Here is a 14519-nt window from a genome sequence, read left to right as displayed (position 1 = left end):
CTGTAATGCGCGAGATCGCCGTCCTCGGTGCGACCGGTTCGATCGGTGCTTCGGCACTCGATGTCATCGCACGCCACCCCGAGCGCCTGCGCGCCACCGTGCTCGCCGCGGGCAGCAACGTCGATGCGTTGCTGGCGCTGTGCCGGACGCACCGCCCCCGCCATGCGGTGATCGCCGACGAAGCCGGCTACATCGCTTTGCGCGACGGCCTGCGCGACGCCGGCCTGGACACCGAAGCCCACGCCGGCGCCGACGCGATCTGCGCCCTGGCGGCGGGAAGCGACTGCGACACCGTCGTGGCGGCGATCGTCGGCGCCGCGGGCCTGCCGTCCACGCTCGCGGCGGCACACGCCGGCAAGCGGCTGCTGCTGGCGAACAAGGAATCGCTGGTGTTGGCCGGCGAACTCCTGATGCAGGCCGCATGCAACGGCGGCGCGACCATCGTGCCGATCGACAGCGAGCACAACGCGATCTTCCAGTGCCTGCCCGACGCCGCCGCCCGCGACGGACTGGCGCATATCACGCTGACGGCCTCGGGCGGCCCGTTTCGAGGCTGGCGCCGCGACACGCTGGAAGCGGTGACGCCCGAGCAGGCCGTCGCCCATCCGAAGTGGTCGATGGGGCCGAAGATCTCGGTCGACTCGGCCACCCTGATGAACAAGGGCCTGGAGGTCATCGAGGCCCACCATCTGTTCAACGTGGAGCGCGCGCGCATCGACGTGCTGGTGCACCCGCAGAGCCTGGTGCACTCCCTGGTGACGTTCCGCGACGGTTCCACGCTCGCCCAGCTCGGCCTGCCCGACATGCGCACCGCGCTGGCGGTGGGGTTCGGATGGCCGGAGCGGCTGGAGTCCGGTGTCGCCGGGCTGGACCTGCTGGCACAAGGCGGAAGGCTGGAATTCGAGGCGCCCGACCTGGACGCGTTCCCCTGCCTGCGCCTGGCATTCGACGCGCTGGAGGCCGGCGGCACGGCCCCGGCGGTGCTCAACGCGGCCAACGAAGTGGCGGTTTCAGCCTTTCTTCAGCGGCGGGTGGGTTTCCTTTCCATCCCCCGGTTGGTCGAAGCCGCGCTCTCGGGCACCCCCGCCGGCGCGGCCGACTCGCTCGAAGGCCTGCATCAGGCCGACGCGGCGGCCCGGCGACACGTGGAACACGAGATCACCCGGATGGGCCCCGCCACATGACGCATCCAACGAGCCCGCGCTCTTCGAAGTCGTGCCATGGGTGAGCTGCTCGGCTCCATCTGGTGGCTGATCGTCAGCCTCGGCGTGCTGGTCACGTTCCACGAGTTCGGGCACTACTGGGTGGCCCGGCGCTGCGGGGTCAAGGTGCTGCGCTTCTCGGTGGGCTTCGGCAAGCCGCTTTGGATGCGCCGGGGCCGTGACGGCACCGAGTACGCCATCGCCGCGATCCCGCTGGGTGGCTACGTCAAGATGCTCGACGAGCGCGAGGGCGATGTAGCGCCGGCCGAGGCCGCGCAGGCCTTCAATCGACAGTCCGTGTTCCGCCGCATTGCGATCGTGGCCGCCGGGCCCATTGCCAACCTGCTGCTCTGCGTAGCGCTGCTGTGGGCGATGTTCGTCGTCGGCCGTCCCGATTACGCGCCGGTGCTGGGCCAGGTCGAAGGCATCGCCGCCGAGGCCGGCCTGGAGCGCGGCGACACGGTGCTGGCCGTCGGTGAGCGCGCCACCCCGACCTGGAGCGAGGTGCAGATGGCGCTGCTCCCGGCCGCGCTCGACCGGGTCGCCGTGCCCGTGGCGATCCGCGACGCGGCCGGCGGCGAGCGCACCGTCGACCTGCCCCTCGACCGACTTCCCGCCGAATTCGACGAACGCCGCGCGATCGAGGTGATCGGCCTGTCGCCGCGCCACATGGAGGTGCCGGCCGTCGTCGGCCGCGTGGTGCCGGACTCCGCCGCGGCCGACGTACTGATGGAGGGCGACCGGATCACCGCGTTCGACGGCGCGCGCGTCGACGGCTGGGACGACATCGGCCTGCTGGCGCAGGCCGTCGGCGAGCGCGGCCAACCGGCCATGATCGAGGTCGAACGCCAGGGCGAGCGGCTGGCGCTGGAGATCCTGCCGCGCAGGATGCAGGACGACACCGGAACCGATTACTGGGCGCTGGGCATCGCCTCGGCCCGACCGGCGCTGCCGGAGAAGGACGCCCTGCTGCGCCATGGACCGCTCGAGGCGGTGCCGGCGGCAGTGCACGAGGGCCTGCACCAGGCGGGCGAGCTGCTTGACATGATCGGCCGCGCCTTCACCGGCCGGGTCGCGGTGGAGAACACCGTCGCCGGCCCGGTCACCATCGCCCGCGCCGCCAATGCCTACGCCGACCAGGGCTTGGCCTGGTACCTCTCCCTGCTGGCACTGCTGTCGCTCAGCCTAGGCATCCTGAACCTGCTGCCGATCCCGATCTTGGACGGCGGTCACCTGCTGTATTACCTTATCGAGCTGGTCAAAGGCAGCCCGGTCAGCGATCGCGTGATGGCCGCCGGGCAGTATGTCGGCCTGGCGCTGATCGCCGGCCTGATGGGCTTGGCGTTCTACAACGACATCGTGAACAACCTGGTGCGCTGATGCCGCCTGCCCTGCCTCCGCCTTCCGCGGCGACCACGTTCCCCAACCGGACCCCCTGATGACGCGACTGCCTTCCCGCCGCCTGCTTGCCCTTGCCCTCGCCACGGCCCTGGCGCCGGCATTGCCCGCAACGGCGCAGACCGCCATCCCGTCCGCGACCGACCCGTTTGCCGCACCGGCCGCCCCGCAGCCGGCCATGGCGCCGGCACCGGACGCCTTCACTGTCAGCGACATCCGCGTCGACGGCCTGCAGCGCATCGCCGCCGGTACGGTGTTCACCTACCTGCCGATCGAGCGTGGCGACACCGTCGACCGCGCCCGCGCCGGCGAGGCCGTTCGCGCGCTGTATGCCACCGGCTTCTTCGAGGACGTCCAGATCGGCCGCCAGGGCGACATCCTGGTGGTGACCGTCACCGAGCGTCCGGCGATCAACACGCTGACGCTGACCGGCAACAAGGACATCAAGACCGAGGACCTGCAGACCGGCCTCAACGAGATCGGCCTGACCGAAGGCAATACCTTCGACCGACTGGCCCTGGACCGCGTTACCCAGGAGCTGACCCGGCAGTACAACAACCGCGGCAAGTACAACGTCGAGATCACCCCGACCGTGTCTCGCCTGGACCGCAACCGCGTCGACATCACCATCGCCATCGACGAGGGCGACGCGGCCAAGATCCGCCACATTAACCTGATCGGCAACGAGACCTACGGGCAGGAAGAAATCCTCGAGGGCTGGGAGTCGGCCGAGAGCAACTGGCTCAGCTGGTACCGCCGCGACGACCAGTACTCGCGCGAAAAGCTCTCCGGCGACTTGGAGAAGCTCAACTCGTATTACCTGGACCGCGGCTACGTCGACTTCAGCATCGACTCCACCCAGGTCGCGATCAGCCCCGACAAGCAGGACATGTTCATCACCGCGGGCGTGACCGAAGGCGAGAAGTACACCGTCTCGGACGTGCAGGTCAGCGGCGACACGGTGCTCCCCAAGGAGCAGATCGAGCGGCTGGTGCTGGTCAAGCCCGACCAGACGTTCTCGCGTCGCCTGCTCGAAGTCAGCTCCGACTCGATCATCGCGACCCTTGGCAACGTGGGTTATGCGTTCGCGCAGGTGAACCCGATCCCGGACGTCAACCGCGAAGACAAGACCGTCGCCATCAACATGCAGGTGGTGCCCGGCCCGCGCGTCAACGTGCGCCGCATCGTGTTCAAGGGCAATTCGCGCACCAGCGACGAGGTATTGCGCCGCGAGATGCGCCAGTTCGAGGGCGCGTGGTATTCGCAGGCGGCGATCGACCGTTCCAAGATCCGCCTGCAGGGCTTGGGCTATTTCGAAAGCGTGGACGTCGAGAGCCAGCCGGTGGCCGGCACCAACGACCAGGTCGACGTGGTCTACAACGTCACGGAGACCACTTCGGGCAGCTTCGTGTTCGGCGTCGGTTTCTCGCAGCTGACCGGCCTGACCACCCAGATCCAGCTCTCGCAGAACAACTTCCTGGGCAGCGGCAACCGCATCTCCGTGCAGGCCCAGCGCAACGACTACCTGCAGCGCTACGACTTCTCGTTCATCAACCCGTACTTCACCGACAGCGGCGTGTCGCTGGGCTACAACCTGTGGTGGCGCGAGTTCGACAACTCCGACTTCAACACCGCGCGCTACTCCAGCACCAGTGGCGCCGCGCAGACGGTACTCGGCATTCCGATCACCGAAACCGACACCATTACCGCGCTGTTCGGCATCGACAGCAACGAGATCTTCGCCTTCCGCGGTTCCACTCCGGAATCGATCGTCGATTACATCGACGCCATCGGCCAGCGCACGTTCCATGCCTGGCGCGGCGAAGTGGGCTGGGCGCGCAATACGCTCAACAACGCCTTGACGCCGACGGCAGGCACCTACCAGCGCGTGTGGCTGGAGTCGACGCTGCCGGGTTCGACGGTCGAGTACTTCAAGCTCAACTACAACTTCTCCAAGTTCTGGCCGCTCTCGCGCCACTTCGTGCTCAACACCCGTGCCGAACTGGGTTACGGCGACAGCTATGGGGACGCCGTGGTGCGCAACATCTGTTTCACCGCGGGGTCGGTGCAGGACACCGATGGCGACGAGGACACACCGCCCGTGTTCGTCCCCGGGCCGGATCCGACCGAGCCGTGCGAAACCAGCTCGCCGGACTACATCGAGACGGTCACCGCCGATGGCCTTCCGTTCTTCGAGAACTTCTACGCCGGCGGTACCCGTTCGGTGCGTGGCTTTACCGACAACACGCTCGGCCCTCGCGAGCCCGCGATTTCTGGCAGCAGCTTCACCCAGCCGGTGGGCGGCTCGCTGAAGACGGTTGGCTCGCTGGAGATGTACTTCCCCACCCTGCTCGACACTCCGGCCGCCCGCGTGTCGGCGTTCGTCGACTTCGGCAACGTCTATGACGGCGTCGACAACTTCGATGCCGGCGAACTGCGCGCGTCCACCGGCGTGGCATTGATGTGGCGCTCTCCGATGGGCCCGATCTCCATCAGCTACGCCTATCCGTTCAAGAAGGAAGAGGGCGACGACATCGAGCGCCTGCAGTTCACCTTCGGCGGGCAGTTCTGACGGCGGCCACCGGCCGCCCGCGCTGATGCAACCTGCGACGCACACCGCCGCCGCGCTGGCCGAGCGATTCGGGCTCGGCCTGCATGGCGACGGGGCCCGCGTCGTGTGCGGCGTCGGCACCCTCGCGGGGGCTGGGCCGGACCACCTGGCGTTCCTCGCCAATCCGAAATACCGCTCGCAGCTGGCCGACAGCCGTGCCGGCATCGTGGTCATGCGCGAAGACGATGCCGAGGGCTATCCCGGCACCGCACTGACCGCGCGCGACCCGTACGTCGCGTTTGCCAGGATCGCTGCGCTGTTCGAACCGCGGGCCGACGTGACGGCGGGCATCCACGCCTCCGCCGTGGTTGCCACGGATGCCCACATCGATGCCGACGCCAGCGTCGGCCCGTTCGTGACCGTGGGTTCACGCAGCCGGATCGAAGCCGGCGCGGTGGTGGGCCCGGGCTGCGTGATCGGCGATGACTGCATCGTCGGGGCCGGCAGCGAACTCATCGCCCGCGTCACCCTCGTCACGCGCGTCCGCCTGGGCCAGCGTGTGCGCATCCACCCCGGCGCCGTGCTGGGCGCGGACGGTTTCGGCCTGGCGATGGAGGGCGGGCACTGGATCAAGGTGCCGCAGCTGGGCGGCGTCGTGATTGGCGACGATTGCGAGATCGGCGCCAACACCACCATCGACCGCGGCGCCATCGACGACACCGTCCTGGAAGACGACGTGCGCCTCGACAACCAGATCCAGATCGGCCACAACGTCCGCATCGGCGCGCACACCGCGATGGCGGGCTGCTCGGCGGTCGCAGGCAGCGCGCGCATCGGCCGCCACTGCCTGATCGGCGGCGCCGCCGGCGTGCTCGGCCACCTGGAGATCTGCGACCGCGTCATCGTCACCGCAATGAGCCTGGTCACCCACTCCATCCGCGAACCCGGCGAGTACTCCTCGGGCACGCCGCTGATGGACAATCGCAGCTGGCGCAAGAGCGCCGCCCGCTTCAAGCAGCTCGACGCGCTGGCACGGCGCGTCAATGCCGCCGACAAGGAATGATGATGAGTTCGATCCCGAAACTGCCCCTCGATGTCCCCGCGATCCAGGAACTGCTGCCGCACCGCTACCCGTTCCTGCTGGTCGACCGCGTGGTCGAGTTCGAGGCGCACAAGCGCGTGCTGGCGTACAAGAACGTCACCTGCAACGAGCCCTTCTTCAACGGCCACTTCCCAGGCCAGCCGGTGATGCCGGGCGTGCTGGTGGTGGAGGCGCTGGCCCAGGCCGGCGGCCTGCTGACCCAGCTCAGCCACCAGTCCGGTACCGACGGCAAGCTGTTCTACCTGGTCAAGATCGACGGCGCGAAGTTCTCGCGCATGGTCGTCCCGGGCGACCGGCTGGAGCTGGAGGTCACCCTCAAGCGCGTCATCCGCAACATGGCGATGTACAGCGGCATCGCCCGCGTCGATGGCGAGCAGGCGGCCTGCGCGGAGATCCTCTGCGCCGAGGTCAAGGTCTGACCATGAGCGCTGCGGCGCCCGACATCCATCCCAGTGCGGTGGTCGAGGCCGGTGCACGGCTGGCGCCGGGCGTACGGGTGGGTGCGTTCTGCCATATCGGCGACGAGGTCGAGGTCGGTGAAGGCACGACGTTCGGGCCGCACTGCAGCGTCAAGGGCCCGACCCGCATCGGTAGCGACAACGCCTTCCACGGGCATTGCGCGATCGGCGGCGACCCGCAGGACAAGAAGTTCTCCGGCGAGCGCGCCGAGCTCGAGATCGGCGACCGCAACACCTTCCGCGAGTTCGTCACGGTCAATCGCGGCACCGGCAGCGGCGGCGGCATTACCCGCATCGGCCACGACAACTGGTTGCTGGCCTACACCCACGTGGCCCACGACTGCGTCGTCGGCAGCCACTGCGTGTTCTCCAACAACGCCACGCTGGCCGGCCACGTCACCGTCGGCGACCACGTCATCCTCAGCGGCTTCGCCGGCATCCACCAGTTCTGCCGGATCGGCGACCACGCGTTCATCGGCATGGGCGCGTTCGTCAACGGCGACGTGCCGCCGTTCCTGATGGTGGCGCAGGACGGCTACGGCCGCCCGCGCGGCATCAACAGCGAAGGCCTGAAGCGCCGCGGCTTCGACAGCGGCCGCATCGGCGCGATCAAGCGCGCCTACCGCGCGGTGTACATGTCGGGCGCCTCGCTCGATGACGCGCGCGTCAAGCTGGCCGAACTGGCCGGCGAGAGCGATGACGTGCGCGCCCTGCTTGCGTTCATCGAGAGTGGCGAGCGCCCGCTGCTGCGCTGACCCCACAGCGCCACTGTAGGAGCGGCTTCAGCCGCGATCACCACCACCGGTATGAATCGGCACCTTTGTAGGAGCGACGTAAGTCGCGACCACGCGGCTTCGAAGCACTGGCGATCGCGACTTACGTCGCTCCTACACCAGCGCGGGCCGCTGGTTCGCGGCTGAAGCCGCTCCTACAGGAGCAACCCGGCACCCTTGCAGCTCGGAAGACGGCCACCTTTGAGGGACAATGCCGGCGTGAGCCCCGACATCGACTCCATGACCCGCCCTGCCGCGTCCCGCCCACCGCGCATCGCCCTCGTCGCCGGTGAAGCCTCGGGCGACCTCCTCGGTGCCGGGCTGCTCGCGGAACTTCGCAAGCGGCACCCGGACGCCGAGTTCGCCGGCATCGGCGGTCCGCAGATGCGCAGCCAGGGCATGGACACGTGGTTCGATGCCGACGAGCTGGCCGTCATGGGCCTGGCCGAGGTGCTGCGGCACCTGCCCCGCCTGCTGCGCGTGCGCCGCGACCTGCGCGAGCGCCTGTTCGCCTGGCAGCCGGAGGTGTTCATCGGCATCGACGCCCCGGACTTCAACCTCGGCGTGGAGCGCTGGCTGAAGGATCGTGGCATTCGCACCGTCCATTACGTCAGCCCGTCGGTCTGGGCGTGGCGCGAGAAGCGCGCCGCGAAGATCGGACGCAGCGCCGACCGCGTGCTCTGCCTGTTCCCGATGGAGCCGCCGATCTACGCCGCACATGGCGTGGATGCGCGCTTCGTCGGCCATCCGCTGGCCGACGAGATGCCGTTGCGGCCCGAACGCGGCGCCGCGCGCGCGCAACTGCAGGTCGACAGCGCCCGCCCGATGCTGGCGCTGCTGCCGGGGTCACGCACGGGCGAGATCGAGCGTCTTGCACCGGACTTCCTCGCTGCGGCCGCGCGCGTGCTGACCGAGATCCAAGGCCTGCAGGTCGTCGCGCCGATGGCCGGCCCGCGCGCGCGCGCCGCGTTCGACCGCGTGCTGGCCGCGCACCCCGACGCCGACACCCTGCGCCCCGCCCTGCGCGTGGTCGACGGCCACGCCCGCACGGTCATGGCCGCCAGCGACGCCATCCTGCTGGCCTCGGGCACGGCCACGTTGGAGGCCATGCTGGCCAAACGCCCGATGGTGGTGGCCTACAAGGTCGCGCCGCTCACCCATGCGCTGGTGAAAGGGCTGGGCATGCTGAAGGTGGACCACTACAGCCTGCCCAACGTGCTGGCCGGCGAAGCACTGGTCCCGGAGTTGATGCAGCACGACTGCACCCCGGAGAAACTGGCCGACGCCACGCTCGCGGCGCTGCGCGACCCGTCAATCGCCACCCGCCTCGAACCGCGTTTCACCGCACTTCACGAAGCACTGCGCCAGGACGCCTCCGCCCGCGCCGCCGATGCCGTCAGCGAACTTCTCGCGATGCCCACGACACCATCTGCCCTCGGCGATGCACACTCCGCCCATGGCTGACGGCGCACAGCTCGCGTTCGACCTGCCCGTCGCGCCCGGCGCGCGCCGTATCGCCGGCATCGACGAGGCCGGTCGCGGTCCGCTTGCCGGGCCGGTCGTCGTGGCCGCCGTGGTGCTGCGCCCGGGGCGCACGCCGGTCAACGGCCTGGCCGATTCCAAGCAGCTCAATGCGCAGCGGCGCGAGCAGCTCTACGAGCGCATCGTCGAACGCGCCACCGCGTGGCACGTGGTCGCCGTCGAGGTCGCCGACATCGATCGCCTCAACATCTACCAGGCCACGATGCTGGGCATGCGCCTGGCGTTGGAAGGCGTTGCCCATGCCGCGGAGCTCGCCCGCATCGACGGCAACGCCCTGCCGCGCGGCCTGCCCTGCCCGGCCGAGGCATGGATCGGCGGCGACGCACGCGACCGCGCGATCATGGCCGCGTCCATCCTCGCCAAGGTCACGCGCGACCGCCTGATGCGGCAACTGCACGAACAGTGGCCGCACTACGGCTTCGACGTGCACAAGGGCTATGCGACGCCGACGCACCTGGCCGCGCTGCGCACGCACGGCCCGTGCCCGCACCACCGGCGCAGTTTCGCGCCGGTGCGCGATGCGGCCGGCATTCATCCGCCGTCTTCAGGCCACGTAACGGTGGTCGAATCGCTATAGCTGCCGGCGGATGATGATCGCCGGGTCGGTCACGATGCCGTTGGCGGCGATGCCGTAGGCGTAACTTCCGTCAGCGCCGGAGATCAGCCGCCTGACCTTGTCGCGCCGGCCCGAAGCGCTCGACACCAGGGGCCCAACCGCATCGCCGCCCAAGGGCGCGGCCGCCTTGAACTGGATCCGGAACTCAACCGGCTCGCCCATCGGCCCCCGCCAGGTCACCTCGGTGCCGCTGTCGACGTAGCAGTTCTCCGGCGAGGCCCGGGCCGCGCCGTCGTCGGCGTAGGTGATGTTGATGTAGACCGGCCCGGTCGCACCCGGCGTGCCGCACCACGTGCCGTCGTCCGGGTCGACTGCGCGGTTCGCGACTTCGGCCGGGTCCGCGGTCGGACCGTGCATGCTGCATGCGGTCACCGCACTGCCGGCCAGCATGGCCAGTGCCAACACTCTCAACGTTTTCATGCCTCTCTCCTGGTGGAACTGCGTATGGGACTGCCTGGGCCCGCCCGTGCATGGATGGATGTGGACGTGGAGATGCCTCCTGACGCACCCGGTGCTTCGCCCGTGCCGATCAGGCGCTGCAGGTGCGGCGAAGCACGAAGGCGCTGCTGGGGAATGCCGGCCTGCCGTGCGCGCAGCAGGCGCTCGCGTGCGCCCGCATCGTCACCGATGACCGCAAGCGTCTGCGCACCCAGGAACGCCACCTCGCCGCGTTCGGTCGCCAATGCCTCGGCCTGCGCCAGGCGTTCGCGCGCGGAGCCGGTTTCGTCCAGGTTGGCGCGGTACCACGCCAGCAGCGCCAGCGCCTGCGCATCGGTGCGGTTGATGGCGACATAAGCCTCGGCCATCTGCGCGGCGCGGCGGTACGGTGCCTCCGCCTCCGCTGCCGTCACCGGATTAGCCGACAGCGCGTCCCCGACGTTGCCCCAGATGCGGTAGTCGCCCGGGTCCAGTTCGGCGGCGTGGCGGAACAGGTCCGCGGCCTCGGCGTAGGCGCCCTGTCCGTAGCGCAGCGTGCCGAAGTTGCTGAGCGCGCCGTAGCTGGGTTCGATCCGCAGCGAGCGCTCGAACGCCTCGGCCGCGTTGGCGGTGTCGCCGCCGGCCAGGTACAGCCCGCCCAGGCTGCTCCACACCCCGGCATCGTCGGGCAGCAGCGTGGCGGCGGTACGGAACGATTCGATCGCTGCCGCCGTGTCGCCGTTGAGGTACTGGTGGTACCCGAGCTCGCGGTAGATCACGCCATCGCCGGGCCGCAGCCGGCGCGCCTGCTCGAAGAAATCCAGCGCCTGCACGTTGCGGCCCTGCGCGCTCTGGATGCGGGCCAGGCCGATGTAGGCCGCCGGCCGCAGCGACAGGTCGTCCAGCGCGCGCGTGTACTGCACCGTGGCCTGCGCGAACTCGCTGCGCACGCGGTGCAGTTCGCCCAGCGCCAGGCTGACCTCGCGCAGCGTCGGGTCCATCTGCTCGGCGCGCGCGCAGGCCGCACGCGCACGTTCGAACGCGGGCGTGTCGCGCGCCTCCTCGAACCGGGCGATCTCCGCGCGGCAGATGCCGGCCTGCGCACGCGCGAACCCCGCATCCGCCGCCAGGGCCTGGTTGAAGAACCCCACCGCGTTGACCAGGCGCGCATCGTCGCCGCCGGTGCGCAACTGCTGCAGCCCCTTGAGGTACGCGTCATAGGCATCGAGGTCGTGCGTGGGCGCCAGCCGCGCGCTCAGCGCCGGGCCCTCGCCCGGCAGTACGCCCAGCAACGACTGCACCACCTCGCTGGCGATCTCGCTCTGCACCGCGAACACGTCGGCCGCGTCGCGCTCGTACGTGTCGCTCCACAGGGTGAAGCCGCTGGCCGTGTCCGACAGCCGCGCGTTGATGCGCACGCGCGCGCCGTCGCGCCGCACGCTGGCATCCAGCACCGTCGCCACCCCCAGCGTGCGCCCCAGCGCCCTGATGTCGGGTGCGCCCTGCGCGGCCGGGTCCGAGGCGATGCGCGCGGCTACCTTCAGCCCCGGCACCCCGGCCAGCGCGTCGTGCATCTCCACTGCCAGGCCTTCGGCAAAATAGCTGTCGTCGCGGTCGTCGCTCAGGCTGGTGAACGGCAGCACCGCGATCGAGGCGTCTCCCGGACGCGCCGGTGGTGCCTGCGTGCGCCAGGCCAGTACGCCCAGTACCGCGATCAGCACGGCGGCTGCACCCACGACCCATCTGGCGCGGACCGGCCAGCGCGGGCGGCGCCCCGCTGGCGAGGGTGGCGGCAACAACGCCGGCGCGGCGGCCGGCAGGGGGGCCGCCGGGGCAGTGGGCGAACCGTCGTCTGCCGCGCCGCCCGGCACGGCCGTGTCCCGTGCCGTTGAGGGTGCACCCTCCTCGTCCGACTGGACGCCGCTGGCCGCCGGCACCGTCGCCGCGGCGCTGGGCGGACCGGTGCCCTGTTCATGGGGCGCAGGCGCGGTGGTGGAATCCGGCAGCGCGTCGTCGCCCGCAGGCACCGTGCTGCCGGCCAGCTCGCCGATGAACCGGTACCCCAGCGCGTGCTGGGTCTGGATGTAGACCGGCCGGTGGGCGTCGTCCTCCAGCACGTGGCGCAGCTGCGCGATGGCCCGGGTCAGCACGCCCGGCGTCACGTGGCGGTGCCCCCACACCGCGTCCAGCAGGTCGTCGCGGGCGACCAGCTCGCCGGCATGCCGCAGCAGCACCAGCAGCACCGCGAAGGCCTTGGGTTCGACCGCCTGCGGCGCTCCGTCGCGGGTCAGGGTGTGTGCAATGGCGTCGACCACCACCGGGCCGAATCGGTAGCGTTCCCCCGTCGAACCGCCGTCTCCGGCGGACCCTGACGGTTCCATCGCAAAAACCTCATGACCGCCACACGAACCTGTGACAACGCAGACGAAAAGCGACGGCGGCCATCATGACCCCGCAGCCCGACCAGCGGACTCTGTTGCCACGCCGGACATGCCGGCGTCCCCCACCGGAGAACCGCCATGAACGCCATCGCCCTGTCCCTGAATGCCCCCCTGGCCCCGCTGGTCGCCACCACCCCGGCCGACCGCCCGCACCGCCGCCGCCGCGTCGATCGCTTCCAGCTGTCCGATACCGCACTGGACCGCTTCAACGGCTTGATCGCCCGCCTCGACCCGGCCGCGCCGGCGTTGGAGTGGGACACCCTGGCCACCGCCGCCCGCCGCGTGCGTGAACAGGGCGAAGCCGGCGCCAGCGCCATTCGCGCCATTCACCAGCGCCTGCGCCGGGCAGTGGTCCTGGCCCGCCTGCTGGCCGATGCTGGCTGGACCCCGGCCAACGACGCCGTCGATATCGCCGGCGAGGTGGTCGACTACGTCCGCGGTGGCCACGACCTGATCCCCGACGGCCTGCAGCAGGTCGGCCGGCTGGATGACGCCATCGTGGTCGACGCCGCGTGGCCGCGACTGTCGGACGAGGTCGCCGACTACCTCGACTACTGCCGCCTGCGCCGGATCGAAGCCGCCCTGCGCGGCACCGACCCCGGCGGGTTCCGCTTCGACCGCAACGACTGGCAGGACGCCGCCCGCGCCGAATTCGCGCTGTCCGCCCACTGCCGCGCCGTGCGCGACAGCTGCTATGTGAGCGCCGCTGCCCCGCTGTTCCGGGTGCATTGAGTCGGATGCTGTCGTTCCCTCATGCAGCTCCTCCAACGCAGTTACCCCCTCCCCTGCCAGCAGGGGAGGGTTGGGGAGGGGTGCTCTACCCCTCGCTGACATGGCAATTGCGCCCAAACAAGCTGACTGACAACCACGCCCGAAAAGCACCCCCTCCCAACCTCCCCCTGCAGGCAGGGGGAGGGGCTGCAACACCGTTGTCCTTTCCGGCCGCCACCCCCACTTCAGACACTGGAATCCGCCGGCACGCAGGCGCATGCTCGCGGCACAGCGATACACCGGGGCACGGCGATTTGCCGGCCCGCTCTGCCCCAGTCCTTGCACGGCCGGCACCGCGAGGACATGTCATGCGTACTTCCGCCCTGACGCCGGCCTACGCGCCCCTGCCCTTCGGCGCCGCCCAGGCCGATATCGACCCGTCCACCGCACCCGACTTCGCCCCCGAAGCCGTCGCCCGGTTCGACGCCCTGCTGCATGAGATCCACCCCGACGCCCCGCGCGTCAACGTGCCGCGGCTTCGCGGCCTGGCCGCTTCGCTGATGGCCATGCCGTCGGACGAGGCCCGGCAGATGCTCGCCCTGCGCATGACGCGCATCAGCTCGCTTCGCGCACTGCTGCGCGACGCCGACTGGAACGCCGACGACGCCATGCGCGCCCGCGTGTCCAAGCTGGTGGACTACGTCGACCGCGACGACGACCTGATCCCGGACGGCACCGACCTGCTCGGCAAACTGGACGACGTGCTGCTGTTCGAACTGGCGTGGCCGGCCTTCGAGGACGAAGCCGAGGAGTACATCGACTTCTGCGCCTACCGCCACGACGAGCACCCCGACGGTGACGCCGCCCACCAGCGCGCCGCATGGGTCCGCGACCGCCTGGCCGAACTGGCCCTGCTGCAGCACAACGCCCGCGTCAACGACAGCCACTACGCCAACGGCCGCATGCCCGCCACCCCGTTCCGCATCGGCGGCGGCTGATCCCGCACCTCCAGCCGGCGCCGAATCGCGACTTACGTCGCTCCTACAAATGCCTGTTGCCCCCACTCGCCCCCTGTAGGAGCGGCTTCAGCCGCGATCCGCTCCCCGCCCGCCCGCGCCGCCACAACTCGCACCGCCCCCCCATCCTCTTTGTAGGAGCGACGTAAGTCGCGACCACGCGGCTTCGAAGCACTGGCGATCGCGCCTTACGTCGCTCCTACACCAGCGCGGGCCGCTGGTTCGCGGCTGAAGCCGCTCCTACAGGAGCAACCCGGCACCCTTGCAGCTCGGAAGACGGCCACCTTTGAGG

At 70.1% G+C, this 14519-nt stretch carries 12 protein-coding genes; 10 read left to right on the top strand and 2 right to left on the bottom strand.

The genetic code is table 11. The features are described 5' to 3' along the window. Positions 1–5: 5 nt before the first annotated feature. The 8 genes from K6753_RS09225 to K6753_RS09190 all read left to right on the top strand — a co-directional run bounded on the left by K6753_RS09225 (position 6) and on the right by K6753_RS09190 (position 9603). The gene (locus K6753_RS09225) at positions 6–1184 is read left to right on the top strand and encodes a 1-deoxy-D-xylulose-5-phosphate reductoisomerase (protein ID WP_223676170.1); all 1179 of its coding nucleotides are present in this window, start codon (positions 6–8) and stop codon (positions 1182–1184) included. A gap of 36 nt (positions 1185–1220) precedes the next feature. Continuing rightward, the gene (gene rseP, locus K6753_RS09220; protein ID WP_223676169.1) at positions 1221–2582 is read left to right on the top strand and encodes an RIP metalloprotease RseP; all 1362 of its coding nucleotides are present in this window, start codon (positions 1221–1223) and stop codon (positions 2580–2582) included. Between the two features lie 58 nt (positions 2583–2640). After that, a complete protein-coding gene (bamA, locus tag K6753_RS09215) occupies positions 2641–5172 on the top strand; it encodes an outer membrane protein assembly factor BamA (protein ID WP_223676168.1) in 2532 nt (843 codons plus the stop codon). A 25-nt stretch (positions 5173–5197) separates the two neighbouring features. Next, positions 5198–6214, top strand: coding sequence for a UDP-3-O-(3-hydroxymyristoyl)glucosamine N-acyltransferase (gene lpxD / locus K6753_RS09210; protein WP_223676167.1), 1017 nt, complete (start codon positions 5198–5200; stop codon positions 6212–6214). Beyond that, the gene (gene fabZ, locus K6753_RS09205; RefSeq protein WP_223676166.1) at positions 6214–6672 is read left to right on the top strand and encodes a 3-hydroxyacyl-ACP dehydratase FabZ; all 459 of its coding nucleotides are present in this window, start codon (positions 6214–6216) and stop codon (positions 6670–6672) included. Before lpxD ends, fabZ begins: the two co-directional genes overlap by 1 nt. 2 nt (positions 6673–6674) lie before the next feature. Further along, entirely contained in the window at positions 6675–7466 is a 792-nt protein-coding gene (lpxA, locus tag K6753_RS09200; RefSeq protein ID WP_223676165.1) for an acyl-ACP--UDP-N-acetylglucosamine O-acyltransferase, read from the top strand. Between the two features lie 258 nt (positions 7467–7724). Beyond that, the gene (gene lpxB / locus K6753_RS09195; RefSeq protein ID WP_223676164.1) at positions 7725–8948 is read left to right on the top strand and encodes a lipid-A-disaccharide synthase; all 1224 of its coding nucleotides are present in this window, start codon (positions 7725–7727) and stop codon (positions 8946–8948) included. Further along, complete coding sequence (locus K6753_RS09190) at positions 8941–9603, top strand: ribonuclease HII (protein WP_223676163.1); 663 nt, start codon at positions 8941–8943, stop codon at positions 9601–9603. The genes lpxB and K6753_RS09190 overlap by 8 nt, the downstream gene beginning before the upstream one ends. Here K6753_RS09190 and K6753_RS09185 read toward each other — a convergent pair. Together K6753_RS09185 and K6753_RS09180 are read right to left on the bottom strand one after the other, a co-directional pair. After that, the gene (locus tag K6753_RS09185) at positions 9598–10062 is read right to left on the bottom strand and encodes a hypothetical protein (RefSeq protein WP_223676162.1); all 465 of its coding nucleotides are present in this window, start codon (positions 10060–10062) and stop codon (positions 9598–9600) included. The genes K6753_RS09190 and K6753_RS09185 overlap by 6 nt on opposite strands. After that, positions 10059–12440, bottom strand: coding sequence for a winged helix-turn-helix domain-containing protein (locus K6753_RS09180; RefSeq protein WP_223676161.1), 2382 nt, complete (start codon positions 12438–12440; stop codon positions 10059–10061). Before K6753_RS09180 ends, K6753_RS09185 begins: the two co-directional genes overlap by 4 nt. A gap of 138 nt (positions 12441–12578) precedes the next feature. On the opposite strand from K6753_RS09180, the gene K6753_RS09175 reads away from it, so the two are divergent. Further along, positions 12579–13232 (top strand): hypothetical protein, encoded by a 654-nt coding sequence (locus K6753_RS09175; RefSeq protein WP_223676160.1) that lies wholly within the window; start codon positions 12579–12581, stop codon positions 13230–13232. A gap of 347 nt (positions 13233–13579) precedes the next feature. Beyond that, positions 13580–14209 carry a hypothetical protein gene (locus tag K6753_RS09170; RefSeq protein ID WP_223676159.1) on the top strand — a complete coding sequence of 210 codons (630 nt, stop codon included), beginning with the start codon at positions 13580–13582 and terminating at the stop codon, positions 14207–14209. Positions 14210–14519 lie beyond the last annotated feature (310 nt).

Source organism: Novilysobacter selenitireducens, assembly GCF_020026895.1.
GTDB lineage: Bacteria > Pseudomonadota > Gammaproteobacteria > Xanthomonadales > Xanthomonadaceae > Lysobacter_C > Lysobacter_C selenitireducens.
This window is presented reverse-complemented; position numbering and strand designations above follow the sequence as displayed.

Bases quoted from the DNA above. Each gene is read 5' to 3' on its own strand.
- K6753_RS09225 (WP_223676170.1), top strand. From the start codon at position 6: ATGCGCGAGATCGCCGTCCTCGGTGCGACCGGTTCGATCGGTGCTTCG.
- rseP (WP_223676169.1), top strand. From the start codon at position 1,221: ATGGGTGAGCTGCTCGGCTCCATCTGGTGGCTGATCGTCAGCCTCGGC.
- bamA (WP_223676168.1), top strand. From the start codon at position 2,641: ATGACGCGACTGCCTTCCCGCCGCCTGCTTGCCCTTGCCCTCGCCACG.
- lpxD (WP_223676167.1), top strand. From the start codon at position 5,198: ATGCAACCTGCGACGCACACCGCCGCCGCGCTGGCCGAGCGATTCGGG.
- fabZ (WP_223676166.1), top strand. From the start codon at position 6,214: ATGATGAGTTCGATCCCGAAACTGCCCCTCGATGTCCCCGCGATCCAG.
- lpxA (WP_223676165.1), top strand. From the start codon at position 6,675: ATGAGCGCTGCGGCGCCCGACATCCATCCCAGTGCGGTGGTCGAGGCC.
- lpxB (WP_223676164.1), top strand. From the start codon at position 7,725: ATGACCCGCCCTGCCGCGTCCCGCCCACCGCGCATCGCCCTCGTCGCC.
- K6753_RS09190 (WP_223676163.1), top strand. From the start codon at position 8,941: ATGGCTGACGGCGCACAGCTCGCGTTCGACCTGCCCGTCGCGCCCGGC.
- K6753_RS09185 (WP_223676162.1), bottom strand. From the start codon at position 10,062: ATGAAAACGTTGAGAGTGTTGGCACTGGCCATGCTGGCCGGCAGTGCG.
- K6753_RS09180 (WP_223676161.1), bottom strand. From the start codon at position 12,440: ATGGAACCGTCAGGGTCCGCCGGAGACGGCGGTTCGACGGGGGAACGC.
- K6753_RS09175 (WP_223676160.1), top strand. From the start codon at position 12,579: ATGAACGCCATCGCCCTGTCCCTGAATGCCCCCCTGGCCCCGCTGGTC.
- K6753_RS09170 (WP_223676159.1), top strand. From the start codon at position 13,580: ATGCGTACTTCCGCCCTGACGCCGGCCTACGCGCCCCTGCCCTTCGGC.